Raw genomic sequence first — 15134 nt, forward strand, 5'->3', positions numbered from 1 at the left:
CGCAATTATCAAATCAGGTTTTTCTTGATGTAGTCTGCTACTTCGTTAGTCACGTCGAGATACTCTATTAAGTCGCTTGTTAAGCGATAGTTGACAGTATTTAACACCACGACTTTATCAACACCTGAAGCTCTTAATCTATTTAACGAATCACCTACGAAAAGCCCGTGAGACGCTAAAACATAGATTCTGCGAGCACCTCTACTCCTCAAGTACTTAGTGATGTTAGCTATTGTGCCGCCTGTACTTATTATATCGTCAATTATAACTGCATTGATTCCTTTTACGTCTAGGTCTTCAGGCAACTCGTGTATGATCTCTCCAGTCATTCTATCTCTAAGCTTCTTAATCGTTACGTATTCTTTGTTAAGGAATTCAGCTACTAACTTAACTCTCTTTGAAGCGCCTACGTCCGGTGCTATAAGTATGTAGGGTTCTTCAACCCTGTTCTTCACATACTGCCCGAAAGTCTTAATAGGCAGTATGTTAATTACTAAATCACTAAATTCTTCCGAAAGTTTCTCACTATGTAGGTCTACGATGAGGAGTTTCTTAAGTCCCATACTCTTCATCACTTTAAGGATTGCCCTACCACTAACTATTTCCCAACTTAAGAATTCTTTGTCTTGCCTGCTGTAAGCCAGGTACGGCATCAACGCGTATATCTCTTTAATGCTTTTGGAAGACAGCAAATCTATAGCGAAGAATAACTCGAGTATGGAGCGATTCTGATCAGGGTATGAAGTGAGTACGAGCATCACCCTATCTTCAGAAATTTCTGGAAACCTCAAGTACGACTCGCCATCTGGGAAGACCTTATGAATAACCTCAGAATATCTGAGGTTGAGAAGGCGAGCAAGCTCACGTCCTAAGCCCGGGTCTGAAGGCAGTGAGAGTACTAGCACTCAACCCACCCCACATACATAATGCTTATTAAGTTCTAAAGCTTTCTAGCATGTCTCAACCCTTATTAGATGTGAAAACATGTCTAAGGGTGAGTAGGTGAATTTATGTTTAGGAAGCCTGATTTAAGTAAGCCTTGGGTCAAGACAGCTAAATACTGGAGGAGATTAAATGAGAATAAAGTGGTTTGCGACTTATGTTATAAGAGGTGCCCTATAAGTGATGGGGGCTACGGTGCTTGCGGCGTCAGGTACAATTCTGGTGGGACCCTATATACTCTAGTTTACGGCCTCCTCACAGCAGCTAATCTAGACCCTATAGAGAAGAAGCCGTTGACTCACTTCCACCCCGGATCTCTAGTCTTTTCTATATCTACAGCAGGCTGCAACTTCATGTGCATGTTTTGTCAAAACTGGACCTTAAGTCAGTCTAGAAGAAACAGCATTTTCGGAGACTTCATGACACCTGAAGAAGTAGTTAGAGAAGCTGTTAGGGAGGGGGCTGACGGCATCAGCTACACTTATAACGAACCAACAATTTTCTACGAGTTCATGACTGACGTGGCCTCACTAGCTAAGAAGGAGAAGCTCTTTAACACTATGGTTACTAACGGCTACATAACTACTGAGGCCTTAGAAGAGCTTACAAAGTTTCTTGACGCTGCTACTGTAGACTTTAAAGCTAGTGCTAACAAAGAATTCTACAGGAAGTTCATGGGAGTTCCCGACCCCGAGCCGATTTACGAGAGTATCGATTATATGAGGAAGAAAGGAGTCTTCATAGAAGTAACTAATCTTGTAGTGCCTAAGTACGGCGATAGCGTTGAGGACCTTAAGAAGCTAGTTAAGAGGCTCGTTGACACGGTAGGTGATGAAGTACCGTTTCACTTACTTAGGTTTTACCCGCACTACAAAATGAATCACTTACCTGAAACCCCTATTAAAACTCTTGAGAAACTCGCTGAGGTAGCTAAGAACGAGGGCCTAAAGTACGTGTACGTAGGTAACGTTCCCGGACACCCGATGGAGAACACGTACTGCCCTAATTGCGGGGAGCTCCTAATACGTAGGTACGGCTTCTACGTAACTGAGTGGAGGCTAACAGACTCTAATAAGTGTCCCAAGTGTGGTTACGCGATAAACGTAGTCGGTGTTCTCAGACATAAGAGAACTCTATGGTTTTAAATCATAAAATTATGGTCTAAATCTTGAGAGGGGTGTAGTCGTGTATTTCGTGATCGTTGCTGGACCCGCAGGCTCAGGTAAGTCGACTTTCGTTTCAGCGCTAGCTCAGTGGATGGAGCTTAATGGTCTAAACGCTGTTAAGGTTAATCTAGACCCAGCTTCTGAAGTCTTACCATACGTTCCAGACGTGGACGTAAGAAACTACGTCACAACACGGGATTTCATGGTCAAGTACGGTTTAGGACCTAACGGCGCGTTAGTGTTGAGCGTTGACTACCTAATTAATTACGTTAATGACTTAAGGAAAGAAATTGATGAGTCAGGCGGTAATTACGTGATTATAGATCTTCCAGGACAGCTAGAGATAGTTGCTTTCAGGAGATTAGGACCTATAGTTCTGAGAGAGCTTGTTAAGAATAGCAGGACTGTAACTGCCTTCATACTGGACTCACACATGGCTTCCAACCCACACTCTAGCTACTCAGCTCTCTTACTAGCTCTCTCAACTATGTATAGGTTAGAGCTTCCTCTAGTTTTGATACTAAATAAAGTAGACTTGATAACGAGCCTGCAGAAGTTTAGAGACTTAGATGCTTTGAGTAGCAGGCTCTACATCCTACGCCTACTAAGTGAAGACTATAGCTGTGTTTCTGCAAGTAATGACGCGTTCTTTATAAATCTTGAAGTTGGTGAGACTCTCTGTGACATATTTAAAGAAGTTTTCAAGGAAGTAATCTTAGTATCTTCTAAGGAGATGTGGGGTGTTGAGGACGCTTACGCAGCACTTCAGAGAGTTCTAATAGGCGGTGAAGATTTCGCGACTGAGGAGTACAGTGAGGGGCCCCCACACACCGACTAATCAGGTTAATTACTGCGTACCCACTTAAAGCAAGTGGGTTCTCAATGTAACCACAGCTTTTAAATCTGGGTTGTAGACTATATTGGGGTTAATTCAATGAGTAGTGTGAGAGAATATGTAGAGGGAGTAATTAGTAAGGCTAGGAGTGAGGGCAGAACCAAATTACTAGAACATGAAGCTTACGACGTCCTAATAAAGTACGGTATTCCCGCGCCGAAGTTCGGGCTAGCCACTTCTGCTGAGGAAGCAGTCAGGCTAGCTGAGGAGGTAGGGTATCCTGTCGTGCTAAAGATAGTTAGTCCCGACATAGTTCATAAGTCAGACGTGGGTGGCGTTAAGCTCAATCTAAACTCGAGTGAGGAAGTCCGCAGGAGTTTTGACGAAATAATACGCAACGTGAGAGTTAATGCTCCTGAAGCTAAGGTTGCCGGTATTCTAGTTCAAGAAATGATTCCTCAAAGTCTTGAAGTCATAGTAGGAGCTACTAGAGACCCTACTTTCGGTCCAGTACTCCTGTTCGGTCTTGGCGGCATATTCGTGGAGGTCTTGAAGGACGTAAGCTTCAGAATAACTCCCTTAACTAGATATGATGCTGAGACGATGCTCACAGAAATCAGAGCAGCTAAAATATTAGATGGTTATAGAGGGACCCCGCCGAGAGACAAGGAAGCTATAGTAGACATAATATTAAGGCTGGCTAAGTTCATGGAGGAGCATGAGTCAGTCACGGACGTAGACCTCAACCCAATAATGGTTTTCGAGGTAGGTAAGGGAGCTAAAGTAGCAGATGCCAGAATACTTATAAGGTAGTTTTAGTTGAGTACTGCCGAAGAATTAATTAAGAAAATAGATGACTTAAGAGAAGAGATAAAGACTCTTAAGAATCAGAGATTTGACTTAATAAGTAGGCTTAAAGAAATAAAAGAAGAGAGAAACAAGCTCAGAGAAGAACTCACTAACATTAAGAGTAAGTTAGAAAATATTTGGAGTGTGAAAAACAAGCTCAGAGAAGAGAGAGACCAGCTAATATCTCAGAGGAGAGAAGTCTTAAGTAAGTTGAGAGATACGAGGGGCAGGCTGGTCAGTATTAGAGAGAATATGAGTAATTTAAAGAACGGCATACCACACTCGATAAATAAAATCAAGCAAGAGATAGAGAGGCTTGAGTGGAGGATAATAACTGAGTCACTGCCGATAGAAGTAGAAAGCAAGATCGTTAGGGAGATAGCCAGGTTAGAAGAAGAGCTGGAAAAAGCTATTGAAGGGAGAAAATTAATGGAGGAATATAAGGAGGTAAAGGCAGAACATCAAAGCCTGAGAATAATGTTAGAAGACCTTAACAAGAGAATAAGTGAGATCACAGAGAAGATGATGGCGTTAAGAGATAAAGAACATAAGCTCAAAGAAGAGCGTGATTCCTTAAGAGAAAAACTTGAAGAATTCTCGAAGGAGTTGACAGATGTAAAGCTCAGAATAGACCAGTTGAGTGCATCTATCAATTCCAGAGTCGAAGAATTACGAGCTCTTCAAGAAGAATTAAAGAATCTTAAGACTAACCTAGCTAAAAACAGAGAGAAAGAAGTATTGAATAGAAAGAAAGAAGAGATAGAGAAGAAAATGAAGGAAGCTAGGAGACTGACTTTAGAAGACCTAAAAATATATTATGGTGAGGTAGAGGAGGACCTCTAGAGCTTCCGCATACTCACACATATTAACTTTTTAAGGATAGACCTAACAATAAAAACTAGGTGTGATTGGATGGTTAAGGCATCTCGCGGGTATAGACACAGAACAAGGAAGTTGCTGAAGAAGAACGTTAGAGAGCGGGGTTCAGTACCTCCCTTAAGTACTGTTCTGAAAGAGTATAAGGAAGGCGATAAAGTGTGTATCGTGCCTAACCCTGCCATACAAGACGCCTTACCTCATAGAAGGTATGTGGGTAAGGTTGGCCTCGTAGTAGGTAAGAGAGGAAGAGCTTACGTAATTGAGGTCTACCTAGGCGATAAGAAAAAGACTTTAATAACATATCCCGAACATTTAAGACCTGCTAGTGTGTGAGGTAAATGAAGATAATATCTTCTCAAAATATTACATACGCTAAAATACAGAAAATGATTGAGGAATTAGCTGAGAAAGGAGTAGAGCTTGAGAGTATAGAGCTTCGTGTCTTAGACTACCTCCGCAAATTCAATAAGTGTAAGCAAGGCGATGAGCTAGTTAAAGAACTTGAAAAACGAGGCTTTAACGAGATAACTGCCGTGATGATAGCTAATATAGTCCCTAAAGATATAGAGACCCTTAAGATCCTTTTGAATTTCGAAAATAAAAGTTATGAAGAAGAATTCCTTAATGAAGTGCTTAAGACAATAAGCGAGTACTGCAGTAAGTAAGGTTCTTGTGGAGGTATTACTCGTGGGATTTAAAGGGCCGACTACTGGAGATAAGAGAGTTTCTCGAGAAGACTTTGCTGTAGTCCTCGACTTTATGCCAGGTGGTAATCCACTAGACCAGCATCACCCATCACATAAAAACAAGCCTCTCGCTCAAGCACTAGGAACTACCTACTTTACCTTGCTAGAATTCCATCCTAAGCCAGGTGTAGCTGTTACTCAAGGCGAGAAAGTATGTGTTAGTTTTAGGTTTCGTGAGTTGAGAGATAAGGTTGGATATGTGTGGGGAGAGTCGATACGATACGATGACTTAACAACAGTAGCTAAGTCTTACCTCCCTGAAGCAATTAAGATAGTAGTGCTAGACCTGGAGAAGGTATTCGTAACTTTTTTCAACATTGCTGCACCAGTAACTATAAAACTACACTCGCTGGAGTTAATACCTGGCATCGGCAAGAAGACTATGTGGACAATTCTTGAAGAAAGGAAAAAACCTTTTGAGTCTTTTCGTGATATCCAAGCTAGGGTCAAGATACCAGACCCTGTGGGTTTAATATCTGAAAGGATTTTAAAAGAGATTAAGGGTGAAGAGAAAATATATTTATTTCTTGAACCTCCCCCGGGAGTTAGAGACGCTGTAGTTCTTGGATACCTACACAGGATCTACTCTATGTTGGGTTACGAATAATAACGGGAATTTTTCAGTCCTGCGCGGGCAAATCACCTCTCATACCTTTCGAGCTTCATCATCTTTATTGCTTACTGTTAGGGCTGGATCGATTCACTAGAGTTGTCGGTTATTCTACCGACTTACAGATTTATAAGTTTTAGTTAGGTCGAACATTATTGAGTTGCGGATTGCGCCATAAATACGTAAATTTATACACAATAATCGTTTAGTCAAGAACAGAAACCTGCTCTGTCAATGAGTATTTAAATGAGTTTAGGGTTCTTAAGTCATAGGGTGCTTGTTTTGAGTAGATTTGTTGTTGGTATTACAGGGAGTAGCGGGACAATTTACGGGTTAAGACTCGTAGAAGTTTTAAGTTCTTTGGGTCATGAAGTTCACGTAATCTTAAGTGAGGAAGCCAAGTTAGTGTCTGCTGATGAGTGTCTCAGCGAAGACAAACTAGTTAATTTGTTAAGGAGAATCGCGTCGAGTGTGTACGGCGAGTACGATTTCACCGCGCCTGTAGCTTCATCATCTTACTTAACTGACGGAACTATAGTGATTCCCTGCACTCTCAAAACGCTTGGCGAGATAGCTAACTCGATACAGTCAACCCTAATTAGTAGGGCAGCTCTTAACTCACTTAGATTGAGACGCCCACTAATAGTAGTGATACGTGAAACCCCATTATCGACTCTGGATTTAGTCAATATGCTCAAAATATCATTAAGTGGTGGTGTGGTGATGCCTGCTTCACCAGCTTTTTACGGAAAGCCTCAATCTATTCAAGACTTAGTAGACTTCATAGTTGGTAAAGTTCTTGACGTATTAGGTTTAGAAAATAATCTCTATAAGAGGTGGGAAGGACTTAAATCTACTCAAGGAACAAGTCTTTGCGCCCGCTTCTACGAGCTAATAGATTCTTGAGTTTCTCGTCTATCTTTGCTTCATCTAACTCCTTAATGAATTCCTTCTCGCCCTCTCTAAACTTGACAGCGAACGCGCACTTACCGTCAGGTAGTAACGCCTTCCTTTCACAGTAAGCGAATTGGCACCTGTATCCCAAGCACGTGTCGCCTATCCACCTACACATAGCTACCTTCTGTACGTGACCCTTAACTACCTTATTCACCACTACTAGCGCGTTCTTAGAACACCTAAAGAAAGGACATAGGGTATTGCACTTGTCCCCCAGAGGTAGGGGTTTTAGCTCTTCTTTCATGAGCTTTCGTTCTTCATCGTGTATCTTTTCAGGTGTTTCTGGTTTCCTAACCCAACCACGTCTTTCTTCGTGGGGTACTCGATGCTTGTCTGGGTAACTCAACAGACTCACCGGTTTCTCTCGCTAACCCTATATAATCTAGGGTTTAAACCATTTTAAAGCTACGTAGGTAATGAGTCCTGACTGGTGGGTTATAGCTAATATTAAGTCTTTCTTAACACTATGTGAAAGCCTGCCCCAACTGATTAAATCTCCTGGCTCTATGAATTGCCCGTACTTAAGTACCTTAACCAAGTACGGAGCGTGTTCTAGGCCAGGTCTTTTCTTATATAGAGCGAAGTCGGTCCCATACTTAAGTGCTGACCTAATAGTGAACCCGAAGTCTTTGAACTCCCTATAGTTTCTATATAAATCTTCAAACTCTGGTAAGTGAGTACCACATATAGTCTTAAACTCCTCAAGACTTAATTCTATGCCATCTTTAAAGATCTTGAGTATCCCTTTCTCGGCAAGGTAGTACGCTTCTATAAGTGATAGCTCCAGGGGCTTATTGACTTCCTCCGTTCCTTTAGGCTTCTTCACACCAACAGGTTTTCCGATAAAGCTAGCATCAAAAATGCACTTAGCTAGACCTACATTAAACACTATTACCTTAGACCCTATCAGATAAGCTTCTCCATTACCGCAACTCTTAAGCTTCTCATCTATGGAGTGAGATGAGTCTAAGATCAGACCCCACCCTCTTAAGTATGTCAGCAGTGTCTTCAAGCTTATCCGTCAACTCCTTAAGTAGAAGCAGAGCACCTACGTCGTTAGAGTAGCATCTTATTATCTCTAAGCCTAATTCTCTGTAGATCTCGTCCACGTTATTCTCGAGAGTGGTCTCCTTCTGGTAGAGTTCTTTAACAGCTTTAGAGTTTCTCAGCTTGTTTAGCATGTCTACTACCGTACTCATCATCTCCGTGATTCTCCTTATCACAGAGTCTAGGTATATGTACATATTGTCAGACATCTTCTCAAATCCTTTAGTAACTAAGAGTAAAGCTCTGTTCGCGGCCGCCTCTCCGTGCTCAGCTAACCTAATGATGTCTTGTATGATGCCTACGTATAAGTTCTCCATAGGTAAAGCAGGAGAGACTCTAACAACGTACTCAAACAGGTTTGTAGCACCCTCTTCAATCTCATCTTTTATTAGGCGTATCCTGCCGTATATTTTCTCAACGCCAGCTTTGTTTAAGTCATCTAATTCTTTGAGGAGGCTCTGAAGCTCTTTGAAGAGGTCCATGGACCTTCTAACTAGAGCTATCAATTGTTCTGAAATAGCTGACTCAGCTATACTTTCCCTCTCGCCACGTTCGCGAATCTCATCAAGTCTTATACTCTCCTCAGCCAAGTTCTCACCAGCTACATCACTACTACTTAATAATTCATAAACCAGAATAAATACCTTAAAGGTCTAGGAAGAAACACTAAACGTTGGATAGAGTCTTCAAAATCTTTAAGGCTACGTTACTCAAGTCTTTAATTTTCGTTAACTCGCCGTCTATAAAGTCTACTTCATCTCGCATACCTTTATCGAGTAGATATGTCCTGAGGTCCATTAATATGTCTTCCTCGTCATTCACCGACACCATTATAACGAACGTGATCAGAGTCTTCATGTAATCTAGAAACTCCCTACGTATGTCAGAAGAGCCGCATAATTCGATGCTCTTCTTTAAGCTACTCCTAGTCCTACCGACTTTAATTATGTAACTCTTCACTACATCATATGAAGTTCTGCCATTCAGGAAATCCTCGGTTAAGCCTCTTAACCTAGCCAGCTCTTTATTCCTCTTTAACGTGTAATCCTCTAGCTTCCTAAATATGATTGAGTCCTCCATTAAGTGGACCTCACAGTAGCCATAGAATTGTCAGAAATCCCGTTCTTCCGCATGAATTCTTCATTAGCCCAGACCTCGTTCTCGGGAATATCGTCAGAAACGAAAACTTTCAGCATAAACTTTTTACCAGAAACAGATAACTGAACCTTATCTTTAACACTTAATTCGCTAGCTAGCTTGCTAGAAACGTAGATCACGCCATCAGGCACACCGTCTCTCAGCCTGACTCTCACTCTCTTCTCAAGGACTTTCTTGACCCCCTTACTAAGCACTTCACTAGCCGGAGGTATCACGGCTACTAGCTGCTTAATATCTCTCTTCTGAGGTTGCTGAGGACTGCTACCCTCACTACTCAGCATACACCACCACAAAAATTAATAAGTAGTGTACATATAAATTACTGACTGCATACCCAACTGTCTTAGGCCCGACACCTCACTACCCAGAGAGTGGGTCTTCACCTCAAGTAATGAGCGAGGAATCAAAGTAAACTTTAGTAACTTGATAAGCTACTCAAGACCCACTTTACGACCTCGTCTGATTTAATCCTTATCTGTTCTCTCGAGTCTCTAAACCTTAAAGTCACTGTATTGTCTTCTAGTGACTGGTAGTCTACCGTAACTGCGAAGGGGACCCCGATCTCATCTACTCTCGCATATCTCCTCCCTATACTCCCGTCCTCATCATAAATGACCGTGAGACCGGCCTTAACAGCATCATTATAAATCTTCTTAGCAAGGGCTTTGAGCGACTCTTCCTTAGACACTAGGGGAAAAACAGCAAGCTTGTAAGGAGCAAGTCTCGGAGGTAGTTTAAGGACTATTCTACCTCCCTCCTCAGTATACGCTCTATCTAGAACTACTAGTAGCAGTCTCTCTGCACCGAAAGAAGGCTCGACCACGTGAGGAACGAACCTGCGCCCCCTCACAACCTCTTTAACTTCCTCAACACGCAGAATTCCTGGAGGTATCTTAAACCCTTCAATAATGGCTCCCCCTTCCTTAAGGATCTTCTCAACCTCTTCTACTCTTAAGTTCCTTAACGCTTGCAGTATCCTAGGTGCGTTCGCACCAAAAAGCTCTTTTAAGAGACTCTGGTTAATAAATACTCTTTTCGTAATAATTTCTTCTGGTTTCTTGAGTTCCTTATAGACAGTCATGTCTTCGCCTGAGAAGTTCATGTGCCGTGATAAGTCGTAGTTTGTCCTGTACGCGTGACCAGATATCTCGACCCAACCCCACCTAGATATAGAAACTAATTGATCAAACGTTTGTTTGGAGTAGTGAGCTCTCTCCTCAGGAAGTTTTTCTTCAAATAGTATCTCCTTATCACTTAATCCAAGCTCCCTAGCAAAAGCTTGAGCTACTGACATCCAATAAGCAAGCCACTTATTCAGCACTATACCCTCAGCAACTGCTTCTTCAGGCTTCACGTCAATAACCTCGTCTAAACCCTTACTCCTAGCATCAGCAGTTAATATCCTCAGCTTCCCGGGAAACCTACTAAAATCAGGTTCTCCAGGGTCTTCCGGGTCGAAAAAGAACTCAACCTCCATTATAGTGAATTCCCTTAGCCTAATCATTCCCTGCCTAGGCGATATTTCGTTTCTCGCTACCCTACCCACCTGAGCTACGCCTAGCGGGAGTGAGTACCTCATAGCAGTAAAGACCCTCTTAAAAGAAGTAAACATTCCCTGAGCTGCTTCAGGCCTTAAGTAGGCTACGTCGTGTTTGTAGGGACCCACGTTAGTCTGAAACAAGAGGTTAAAAGTTCTCACATCCTCTAACTCACCACCACATGAAGGACACTTAATTCCCTTACCTCTAATAATTGAGGTTAATTCCTCAGGACGTGAGCCCTCAACCTTAACTCCGAGGATATCCTCTAAGAGATGGTCAGCTCTGTAAATCTTGCCACACTTACTGCAAGTGACTATAGGATCAGTGAAACTTTCTAAGTGTCCCGATGCCTTAAAAACGATCTCAGGGGCTATCATAGGAGTCTCTATAAGAACAACCATATCTTGATGTTTGAAAACAAAGTAATCTAGCCAGAGCTTCTTTATGTTCTCTTTTAAGAGAGAACCCAAAGGACCTAAATCGTAAAAACCTGCTAAACCGCCGTAAATCTCGTAAGACGGCCAGAAAAAACCTCTGCGCGCCGCTAAATCAACTATCTTCTCGTACTTGTCACCACTACTCATGCTCACGCAACACCTAAAGAAAATAAATAGATTCTAGTTTTATAAAACCTTATCACCATACATTAAGGAGTGGATAAGTAATGCTAGAACTCTACATAGTTAATAACCCATACGTGTTTTTAGGCGTAAGCGGAGACAGAAAGAGAAACCCTCTAAGTTTCGTAGGAGTTCCTTTCGACTCAACCAACAGTTTTAGAAGTGGTTCAAGATTCGCGCCGATACATATACGACTCGCATCACACTCTCTAGAAACTTACTCATTCAGGAACGGACTCGCACTAGAAGAAAATCCCCCAGTAGATGAAGGTGATGTAGCAGTAGTACATGGCAATGCTGAAGCAACATTAAGAAATGTCTCAGCGGTTGCTGAAGAGTTATTCAAGAACAGGAAAACAGCTTTTGTGGGAGGAGACCACATAATCACTTACGGGATTATTAAGGGATTCCTCAACGCTATAGGGAAACCTCCGTGTGTTTTGGTTCTTGACGCGCACCTAGACTTCAGGCCAGACTACCTAGGCTTCAGATATAGTCATGCCTGCGCGACCAGAAGAACTAGTGAGGTTGTAGGAGTAAAGAACTTAATGGTCTTAGGTTTTAGAGCAGTTGATTCCAGAGAGTTAAGAGAAGCTAGGGAAGCCGGTCTAAACATGATTAACTCATACGAACTTAACAGAATGACCCTGAGAGAAGTAGTTAGCAAGGTTAGAGACTTCTTAACCACATGTAGTCACACATACGTTTCTCTAGACATGGACGTGATAGACCCAGCCTACGCACCGGGCGTGTCTACCCCCGAACCCGAAGGACTTCAACCAACACTAGTGATAGACTTGCTGACGAACATAATAGATGAAAAAACTTCTGGTCTCGACTTAGTTGAAGTAAACCCCCTCGTCGACCTAGGAGACGTTACTTCGTTCTTAGCAGCCAAAATACTAATAGAAGTCTTCACGAAATTCTTAAGCGTCATAAGAACCTAAGAAGTAACGACATGTGAAAATCGCGTACTGCTTGCTCCCCGCACATACTAAAGACTAGTTAGTTTCTTGAATTATTCTGAGATTCGGTACTCTGGGGATCCAGCCTTTCCTCCAGACACCTTTGATCATGTTGTGAAGAATCTCTGAGCTGAGAATAGCTACTTCAGGCTCATTTATGTTATGGTCTACTACTATCAAGTCTATATTAGGTTTCGATAAGTCTAAGTATTCTAGAAGAGCTTTGAGAAACTGAAGATTAGATTCTTTATTGAACCATGGTTTATTAGTCCGCTTAAATACTACCTTATCTTCATGAAATACTAATTCTTGACAGTAAGCTCCTGAAGGAAAGTTGACTGGTTTTATGTTGGGGTCGTTATCTATTATTCCGAAACCCCTTAAAGGAAACACTACTACTGTAGGTCCCTTAGACATGTTCAGTCTTTCAGCCATTAACTTACCCACAGCATACAGCTCATCACCAGTAGCTCTAACCAGAGTTACTAATCCTTTGCTATGTTCGTAGACGCACCTACTTCTGAATTTCTCAGGAACGCTCTCAGGCTTCCAGAAAACTATTTGATCTACTCCTCCAGGGAGAACTACTTGAGGCACTCCTAACTTACCTGCCGTAGTTAGTCTAATAACTCCGCCTACACTTGCGTTGAGAACTCCCCCGAACAATTCATCTGTGAGTTCGTGGGTGGTAGCGTCAAGAACCCCTACAGCAACGCCAGAACTAATTAGTTTTTCTAAGACGTATCCGCCAGTGCGTCCTAGAGCGTGAAACGAAACAAAATCATAACCTTTACTAGATAAGATCTCCTTAGAGACCATAATGAACGGCGTTGTGTTACCGAATTGAGATGCTAGAATCATTGGCTTCTTCTCAATACTTACGGGAGTGGGTGAGGAAGCTTTAACTATCATTGCAGCTACTTTATTGAGTACTTCAGCTTCTATAGAGTTAAGTGAAGTACCTCCCGAAAAGTCCGTTATTGACCACACTATCGTTATATCCGAGCCTAATACGGCACTACAAGCCTCGCTCACGGCAGTAGTTACCACGATTTTAGGCATTAACATAGGTAATTCACGCATTATCATAGACACGAGACCTAAGCCTGTCGACCCACCTATACCTACTACACCGTCAACTTCACCACTAGCTACTTTACTCTTTAATAATGTCAGAGCACCCCTAGCAATTATTTCTTGAGCATCAGCCCTATCCATATCGTTAAGTTCTTCTATAGAGTAGCCAGCTAACTTAACTAGTAATTCGTTACTTACATCAGCCTTACCCAATCTAGGCTCGTGTTTACGCATAGAAATGTCTATTAGAAATCCTAACCCGCCATTAGCTTCAATCCTTTCCTTAAGGAAGAAGCCTTCACCCTCTTTAGTATCTAGCGTTACTAGAATAGCTATTACAGGACGTTTTAAACTCATCCTTAGTATACCCCGAATTAAAGAACCCCTAAGAGTTATTTAATAATGAAAGGGAAGACTCCTTAAATTAAGATAAGGAGATATTATAGGGTGACGAAAACGTGATTTCAATAATAGGAGCTGGCAGAGTAGGAACTTCAACTGCTTTGATGTGCCTCTTAAGAGGCGTTGATAACAAGATAGTGTTAGTAGATGTTGTGCCAGGTCTAGCGCGGGGAGAAGCTCTCGACTTATCTCACGCTGCCGCGGTCCTCGGCATTGACGTGGACATACAGGGTTCAGAAGACTTCAGCACGATCAGAGGTAGTGACATAGTCTTAGTAACTGCAGGTAAACCTAGGAAAGCTGGCATGACTAGAGAGCAACTAATCACGGATAATGCGTCAATAATTAATGACATAGCTCCTAAGATTAGAGAATATGCTCCAGACTCCATAGTAATAATCACTACGAATCCCTTAGAAGTAATGACTTACTTAATGTTTAAGAAATTAGGCTTCCCTAGAGAGAGAGTAATAGGCTTTAGTGGAGTTCTAGACTCTGCTAGATTAGCTTACTACACATCTAGAAAACTCAACGTAAGTTATTCTTCGATAACTCCAGTAGTCGTTGGAATGCATGGCGAAAACATGTTGCCATTACCTAGATTTTCCACAGTCTGTGGTGTCCCCCTAACTCAGTTGCTACACGAGAACGAGATTGAGTCAATAACGAAAGAGACCATCGAAGCAGGAGCAACAATAACTAAGCTTAAAGGCTATAGTAGCTCTTACGGGCCAGCAGCTGGATTAACAGTTATGGTAGAAGCCATAAGGAGAGACTCAAACAAGCTATTGATTGCGAGCGTCTTCCTCGACGGTGAGTACGGACAGTACGATGTAGTAGCAGAAGTTCCAGTATTGTTGGGCAAGACTGGAGTGAAGAAAGTAGTAGAATTGCCGCTGAATGAGGATGAGAAGCAGAGATTCTTAAGTAGTGTTGAGTCTGTTAAGTCTTTAATTAAGCTACTCACTTAAAACGAAGCGTTTTTACGCTCATCTAATCTCCTTAATTAGGCTAATCATTTTCTCTCGCGCTAGCTTAACTAGCGAGATAGTCTTCTCGTTAATGTCTAGGTATTCTAAAGCGTTGAAAGGACACCACTTAACACATTGTGGGTCGCCATAACATAAATCACATATTATCGGCTTAACATCTACGTGACTCAGTATTATGCCTTTATAAGGACATGCCTCGACGCACGACCCACAAGATATGCAGAGGTCTTTATCTACTTTTATGTAGCCTAAGACATTGTCTCTTGATAACGCTCCCACAGGACACGCTGAAACGCAGTAAGCCTCCTCACACTGAACACACACATTAGTTACTTGAAGGATCTTCTG

General features: G+C 42.0%; 19 protein-coding genes. 10 read left to right on the forward strand and 9 right to left on the reverse strand.

What is annotated here, in order from left to right:
* Positions 1-8 precede the first annotated feature (8 nt).
* Positions 9-905: a ribose-phosphate diphosphokinase gene (prs, locus tag QXL29_01455; GenBank protein MEM2283255.1), complete on the reverse strand. Its 897-nt coding sequence runs from the start codon at positions 903-905 to the stop codon at positions 9-11.
* A 105-nt stretch (positions 906-1010) separates the two neighbouring features.
* Between prs and amrS the strand changes: the two genes are divergently transcribed.
* The 8 genes from amrS to QXL29_01495 all read left to right on the forward strand — a co-directional run bounded on the left by amrS (position 1011) and on the right by QXL29_01495 (position 6933).
* On the forward strand, positions 1011-2087 hold the full coding sequence (gene amrS / locus QXL29_01460) for an AmmeMemoRadiSam system radical SAM enzyme (protein MEM2283256.1): 1077 nt from the start codon (positions 1011-1013) through the stop codon (positions 2085-2087).
* A gap of 40 nt (positions 2088-2127) precedes the next feature.
* Positions 2128-2946, forward strand: coding sequence for an ATP/GTP-binding protein (locus QXL29_01465; GenBank protein MEM2283257.1), 819 nt, complete (start codon positions 2128-2130; stop codon positions 2944-2946).
* A 96-nt stretch (positions 2947-3042) separates the two neighbouring features.
* Positions 3043-3756 (forward strand): acetate--CoA ligase family protein, encoded by a 714-nt coding sequence (locus tag QXL29_01470; GenBank protein MEM2283258.1) that lies wholly within the window; start codon positions 3043-3045, stop codon positions 3754-3756.
* 6 nt (positions 3757-3762) lie between these two features.
* Entirely contained in the window at positions 3763-4635 is an 873-nt protein-coding gene (locus QXL29_01475; protein MEM2283259.1) for a hypothetical protein, read from the forward strand.
* A 69-nt stretch (positions 4636-4704) separates the two neighbouring features.
* Complete coding sequence (locus QXL29_01480; protein ID MEM2283260.1) at positions 4705-5004, forward strand: 50S ribosomal protein L21e; 300 nt, start codon at positions 4705-4707, stop codon at positions 5002-5004.
* A 5-nt stretch (positions 5005-5009) separates the two neighbouring features.
* Positions 5010-5336: a hypothetical protein gene (locus QXL29_01485; GenBank protein MEM2283261.1), complete on the forward strand. Its 327-nt coding sequence runs from the start codon at positions 5010-5012 to the stop codon at positions 5334-5336.
* 22 nt (positions 5337-5358) lie between these two features.
* Entirely contained in the window at positions 5359-6024 is a 666-nt protein-coding gene (locus tag QXL29_01490) for a DUF655 domain-containing protein (GenBank protein MEM2283262.1), read from the forward strand.
* A 285-nt stretch (positions 6025-6309) separates the two neighbouring features.
* Positions 6310-6933: a UbiX family flavin prenyltransferase gene (locus QXL29_01495; GenBank protein ID MEM2283263.1), complete on the forward strand. Its 624-nt coding sequence runs from the start codon at positions 6310-6312 to the stop codon at positions 6931-6933.
* Here the strand turns inward: QXL29_01495 and QXL29_01500 are convergent.
* The 6 genes from QXL29_01500 to glyS form a co-directional block, all read right to left on the reverse strand.
* Positions 6881-7339 carry a hypothetical protein gene (locus QXL29_01500; protein MEM2283264.1) on the reverse strand — a complete coding sequence of 153 codons (459 nt, stop codon included), beginning with the start codon at positions 7337-7339 and terminating at the stop codon, positions 6881-6883. The two genes, QXL29_01495 and QXL29_01500, sit on opposite strands and share 53 nt — an antisense overlap.
* 27 nt (positions 7340-7366) lie before the next feature.
* On the reverse strand, positions 7367-7996 hold the full coding sequence (gene endA, locus QXL29_01505; GenBank protein ID MEM2283265.1) for a tRNA-intron lyase: 630 nt from the start codon (positions 7994-7996) through the stop codon (positions 7367-7369).
* Entirely contained in the window at positions 7929-8621 is a 693-nt protein-coding gene (locus QXL29_01510) for a hypothetical protein (GenBank protein ID MEM2283266.1), read from the reverse strand. The genes endA and QXL29_01510 overlap by 68 nt, the downstream gene beginning before the upstream one ends.
* Before the next feature lie 76 nt (positions 8622-8697).
* Complete coding sequence (locus QXL29_01515; GenBank protein ID MEM2283267.1) at positions 8698-9111, reverse strand: hypothetical protein; 414 nt, start codon at positions 9109-9111, stop codon at positions 8698-8700.
* On the reverse strand, positions 9111-9470 hold the full coding sequence (locus tag QXL29_01520) for a hypothetical protein (GenBank protein MEM2283268.1): 360 nt from the start codon (positions 9468-9470) through the stop codon (positions 9111-9113). The genes QXL29_01515 and QXL29_01520 overlap by 1 nt, the downstream gene beginning before the upstream one ends.
* A gap of 134 nt (positions 9471-9604) precedes the next feature.
* Positions 9605-11314, reverse strand: coding sequence for a glycine--tRNA ligase (glyS, locus tag QXL29_01525; protein MEM2283269.1), 1710 nt, complete (start codon positions 11312-11314; stop codon positions 9605-9607).
* 80 nt (positions 11315-11394) lie between these two features.
* Between glyS and speB the strand changes: the two genes are divergently transcribed.
* Entirely contained in the window at positions 11395-12297 is a 903-nt protein-coding gene (gene speB / locus QXL29_01530) for an agmatinase (protein MEM2283270.1), read from the forward strand.
* A 54-nt stretch (positions 12298-12351) separates the two neighbouring features.
* Here the strand turns inward: speB and QXL29_01535 are convergent, their stop codons facing one another.
* Entirely contained in the window at positions 12352-13749 is a 1398-nt protein-coding gene (locus QXL29_01535; protein MEM2283271.1) for a Tm-1-like ATP-binding domain-containing protein, read from the reverse strand.
* 101 nt (positions 13750-13850) lie between these two features.
* Here QXL29_01535 and QXL29_01540 point away from each other — a divergent pair, with 101 nt between their 5' ends.
* Positions 13851-14765: a malate dehydrogenase gene (locus QXL29_01540; GenBank protein MEM2283272.1), complete on the forward strand. Its 915-nt coding sequence runs from the start codon at positions 13851-13853 to the stop codon at positions 14763-14765.
* 18 nt (positions 14766-14783) lie between these two features.
* On the opposite strand, the gene QXL29_01545 is transcribed toward QXL29_01540, so the two are convergent.
* A partial coding sequence (locus QXL29_01545) for a 4Fe-4S dicluster domain-containing protein (GenBank protein ID MEM2283273.1) occupies positions 14784-15134 on the reverse strand: 351 nt, incomplete at its 5' end.

It is taken from the genome of Zestosphaera sp. (assembly GCA_038843015.1).
In the GTDB taxonomy this organism is placed as follows: domain Archaea; phylum Thermoproteota; class Thermoprotei_A; order Sulfolobales; family NBVN01; genus Zestomicrobium.